We start from the raw sequence: 2,947 nt of genomic DNA, 5'->3' as shown, positions 1-2,947 counted from the left end.
CCGCTGGTTTGGGTCCCGACGCGGATCTCGCCGCCGGAGGGCTCATTGAGAGAGGAGACTCCGAAGGCGGCGCCGGCGATCAGGAGGATGGCGGTTCAAATTCTAATATAGATTATAGAGTCAACAAACTAAAAAAAGATTTGATTGATTACAAAACTAGAGAAAGCTTTGTAACCGCTAAGTTATTTTATGTAGGTAATATGGTTAAGCACAATACAAAATCATCAATAGAATTTAAAGAAGTCATTGAAAATAGCGAAAATTATATTACTTATTTTCCGGAAAAAGAATTGATAACTAAAAGTATTTTAGAAAAGAAACCGATAGTTGAATTTAAAAAAAATCAAAAGATTTATAATAAGGAAAAGAAATTCTTTGATAAATTCATCGAAAGTTGTGAAAAAATTAGAAACTCTTAGATAACATTTATACACATACACACTCACATACACATAACCACACATATATGTGTGCGCGTGTATGAATATGGGTATAAATATTTAAACGAACTATTTTCAATTGGAGGTCTCAAGGTTATGGCATTTAATAAAAAAAATAACGAAAATGTTGAGGAAAATAATATCAAAAAAGCTTTAGAGGAAGCAGAGTCACCCAAGACATCATATAGAAATATAGAAATTAAAAAGAAAGAAGTCAGAGAAAAGAAAGTAAGATATCAATTTATGTTGCAACCGTCTGTGAGAAAGAAATTAGAACATTTAGTAAAAGAAAATAATTATCCATCTTCATCTGAATTTGTGAATGATCTAATAAAGAGACTTTAGGAAATTAAAGTTTGTCTTCTTGGGAGACAAATGTTATAATCAAATTATAGTAAGGCTTATAACAATATTGGATTACTAAGTTGGTTTTACATACTTTAATAATGGAGGAAGATAATGAATGAAAAAAATACAGGGAGTTCTATAAATAGTAGAGAAGTTACACCTAATGGATCATATTCCAGTTTAAGAGATCGTAGTTCTATTAAGATACATCGTTCTCATAAACCTCTATTAGACTATCTCGCTTACGAACATCACTGCAATAAAATAGATTTTATAGATGAGTTACTTGAGTATTATGCAGAAAAGAAATATCCCGAAATTCTTGAAGATTTTAAAAACGGTAAACTATAGACAATATCGAATTCAAGATATTGTCTTATATTCAAACTTATTGTCTGCCGAGAAGACAATAAGGAGACGGGAAATTGAGTAAATTAAACCTTATTGCGCTTATAGATATGATGAGCGGTCTTAAAGAACATGAATGTAACTCTTTGAAGGAGATGTCTTATGAAAAAGTTGAGAAGTATTACATTAATCATTATCAGCAACAAGATGATGAGCAAATTCAAATAAGTTACTTTTAAAAAATAGTATAATTGGAGGAATTAAATTGAAAGAGTATATTAAATGGTTTTTAGAAGATGTATTAGGGAAGCCGTATAAAGATATGAGTACGATTAAATTGTGGCAAATTGAAAAGAAAAGTGTACAAAGAAATGAAATTATTACAAATATTAAGAGTATCAATATTTTGGAAAAGTAAATGAATATATATGGTATTCTATGATGTGAAATATATTAAATATGTTAAAAAATGAGGTGTATTGACATGTTAGCAATCATTATAGGATTTCTGGTTGGGGTTATTGGTGTAAGTATTATTAGAGTAATATGGTATGTATTTAGTTGGATATTAATTAAGACAGTATTAACAATACGCAAATTAAGTGATTGTTTACAAGACGGAATTATTAATTTCGTGAGTGTGCTATATGGAAATATCAAAGACGTTATTAATAATCAACATGAATATAGTATGAGAAATAGAAATCAAAGATAAAAACTTCATAAAAAGAAAGAGCGTCATTTAGATGTTACTACAAAAACATTATGACAAGTTAAAATTTGTCATTAATCATGGTAGCGATGAACAGCTACGTGATATTGGACTCGACCAAAGGACAATATCACGTTTAAGAGAAGATATTAGCTATATACAAGAAGTGAAACTGTCCACCGCACTTAAATTATATCATTTTTATTTCGACTATTGAGCTACAATTGTAGGAATTGATATAGGAACTAGCGAGTTTTTAAACGCATCCGATTTATCTATGAAAAAATATACACAGACCATAGTGAAGAGGTTTCAAGAATCATCAATAAATATAAAAATCGTTTAAAAGATAGAAACATGGATGCAGGAAAAATTGAAAGGAAGTTTTTAAAGGTATTAAAAAAACATATTAATAGTGTTATCAAAGAATTATTAGAATTATATCCTTATCCACGTATTTTTATTATAGGTAAAGGCAGTAGTATAAACGAACGAGACTCAATCTATGGAAAAGTTTTTGCGATGACACACAAGTGTCTATATAAAGCGATTGAAGACTATGATGAGATTGTTCTGATAGATGAACAGTTTACATCTTTAATTTGTCCTAGATGTAACCATACAAATAAGAAAAATAGGACAAAAAACAATCGTTTTCATTGTCAATCTTGTGGTTATGAACATCCAAACGACAACGTCGTAGCGTCATACAACATAGCTCAAAGATTTTGGAAGAGTAATGTAACCGGTAAAAAGTAGAAAAACTATTCTAAAAGAATTGAGATGATTATTTGTATGTCTAATTCATTTAAGTGATAGTTCTACTTTTATACACGTTAAGAAATCGATTATTTATCATATGATACGATGGGGATGTCTCACTATTTCTATTGAGCTTTTAATCACGAATAAATACGAACATACACATACACATACACATACCAATACACATGTGTATGTGTATTTATTGCTGACAGAATTGAATAGTAAATTTCAGAATATACTTTAGACAAGAGGAGAATTTAATAATGAAGAAATTTAGTTTAGGATTCACAACTACAAGTCTTATTGCAACAACTTTGATTACGGGGAGTCCTAT

Annotated in this window: 4 protein-coding genes and 1 pseudogene; all 5 read left to right on the top strand. The window is 29.5% G+C overall.

All coding sequences use genetic code 11. The features are described from left to right. A pseudogene (locus tag AB0C84_RS45755) lies at nucleotides 1-419 on the top strand (hypothetical protein); the annotation flags it as partial. 51 nt (nucleotides 420-470) lie between these two features. Then, a complete protein-coding gene (locus AB0C84_RS45750) occupies nucleotides 471-785 on the top strand; it encodes a CopG family transcriptional regulator (protein WP_361079116.1) in 315 nt (104 codons plus the stop codon). Between the two features lie 114 nt (nucleotides 786-899). Then, nucleotides 900-1,139, top strand: coding sequence for a hypothetical protein (locus tag AB0C84_RS45745; protein WP_002498719.1), 240 nt, complete (start codon nucleotides 900-902; stop codon nucleotides 1,137-1,139). Between the two features lie 74 nt (nucleotides 1,140-1,213). Beyond that, on the top strand, nucleotides 1,214-1,375 hold the full coding sequence (locus AB0C84_RS45740; RefSeq protein WP_002498720.1) for a BH0509 family protein: 162 nt from the start codon (nucleotides 1,214-1,216) through the stop codon (nucleotides 1,373-1,375). Between the two features lie 830 nt (nucleotides 1,376-2,205). Next, a complete protein-coding gene (locus AB0C84_RS45735; RefSeq protein ID WP_361079113.1) occupies nucleotides 2,206-2,607 on the top strand; it encodes a zinc ribbon domain-containing protein in 402 nt (133 codons plus the stop codon). The last annotated feature ends 340 nt before the right edge of the window (nucleotides 2,608-2,947 follow it).

It is taken from the genome of Actinomadura sp. NPDC048955 (assembly GCF_040649435.1).
In the GTDB taxonomy this organism is placed as follows: Bacteria; Actinomycetota; Actinomycetes; order Streptosporangiales; family Streptosporangiaceae; genus Spirillospora; species Spirillospora luteofluorescens.
Note: the sequence above shows the minus strand (reverse complement) of the source record. Positions and strands in the feature narration are given on the sequence as shown.